The sequence below is a fragment of the Streptomyces sp. 8N706 genome, from assembly GCF_052245415.1.
Classification (GTDB): domain Bacteria; phylum Actinomycetota; class Actinomycetes; order Streptomycetales; family Streptomycetaceae; genus Streptomyces.
The window spans coordinates 1-1,483 of the sequence record NZ_JBQQBW010000238.1 but is presented as its reverse complement, the minus strand read 5'-3'; the positions used below and the strand labels follow the sequence as shown (position 1 = coordinate 1,483).

1 protein-coding gene and 1 pseudogene are annotated in these 1,483 nt (G+C 69.1%); one reads left to right on the top strand and one right to left on the bottom strand.

The window, feature by feature from the left end; translation table 11 throughout:
• Positions 1–137 precede the first annotated feature (137 nt).
• A pseudogene (locus ACTWQE_RS34040) lies at positions 138–557 on the top strand (ATP-binding protein); the annotation flags it as partial.
• Between the two features lie 190 nt (positions 558–747).
• Here ACTWQE_RS34040 and ACTWQE_RS34035 read toward each other — a convergent pair.
• The coding region (locus ACTWQE_RS34035; protein WP_443332955.1) for an FAD-dependent oxidoreductase at positions 748–1,483 on the bottom strand (736 nt) is incomplete at its 5' end.

Here is a 1,483-nt window from a genome sequence, read left to right as displayed (position 1 = left end):
GACAGCGGCGGCACGCTAATCATGAGCCAGCCCGCAGGGCGGCAAGACACTACACGAGCCCGTGCCGACCGGCACCCTGGACGCTACGGCTGCAGACCGAGCGCCTGCGGTCGATTCAACAAGTCAGACACTCCCCCTTCCCCCCCGACCTGGACCCGCGCAAGGTCAAGGACCTCGCCACCCTCTCGTTCGTCGAGGCCAAGGCGAACGCCGCCCTGCTCGGGCCGCCCGGAGTGGGCAAAACACACATCGCCGTCGCCCTGGCGGTCGCGGCCTGCCGGGCCGGCTACTCGATCTAGTTCACCAGCCTCGATGACATGGTCCGCAGCCTCAAAGCAGCCGAGGCCCGCAGGCCGACTGACCAGCAAACTCGGCAGCTACCTGCGACCGAGCGTCCTCGTGGTCGACGAGGTCGGCTACCAGCCCCTGGAACGGGCGGAGGCGAACCTGGTCTTCCAAGTGTTCTCGAAGCGTTACGAGAAGGGCTCGATCATCCTGACCTCGAACAAGACCTTCAGCGAGTGGGGCCAGGTCTTGGCGACGAGGTCCTCGCGAGCTTGCCTACACATGACCGGGACCCAGCCGCACATGCCTACAGAAGAGCGGGGCTACCTACATCGCGGACACCGGACACCTCTGCACGTTGATCCGTACGCGACTCTGCACTTCAGCTCATACCCCGACACCGGCCCGTGCGCGTGCGCGACCCCTTGTTCTCAGTGCAGGGCACGGGCGTCGCGCGGCTCGTCAGTGACGTAGTCGGGCGGCTGCGGCCAGAATCGGGGTGCTCACGACGGTGGCTGCGGCGCCGAGTGTGGTGTCGGTGGCCAGGATCCACCGGACGGTCTTCATGGCCAGGGTGAGGACTTCGCTGCCGCGCTGGCGCATGCCGGCCTCGAAATGGTCCACGGCGTCGGTGAGGGTGGTGGTGCCGTCGGCGGCGGCGCTGACGTGCGTGAACAGGCTGGCGGCGTCGCGGATGGCCGCGCCCGCTCCCATTCCGGCGGTGGGCGGTGTGGCGTGGACAGCGTCGCCCAGCGCGGTGATACGACCCGCAGGCCAGGGCGCGAGATCCTCCGCGCGGGTGGAGGCGGCGTTGAAGCGGAATCCGGCCACGCTGTGCGGGTCGGCCTGGGCGATGACCTCGAGTGTGTGCTCGGCCCAGCCCCGCTCGCGGAATCGGCCGAGCAGCGCGGCCTGCAGTTCGCCGCCACGCAGGTCGCGCAGGGAATCGGTGCTGGTGGATTCGGGGAACATGGCGCCCCAGATGTAGGTGGGTCCGGTGGTGACCGACATCCGCAACTCGGGAGCGTCGAGCGCGGTGTTGCCGACCGGGTCAAGGAAGCCGACGTAGAGCGCTGCTCCGCGCGGGCCGATCGCCAGCCCCGATCGTGGCCTAAGTCGCTGATGCTCGCCGGGGCTGAGGTCTCGCCGGAGGGTGCGGCCGGAGAACCCGATGATGCCCGCCGGGCTGTTGGTCGGG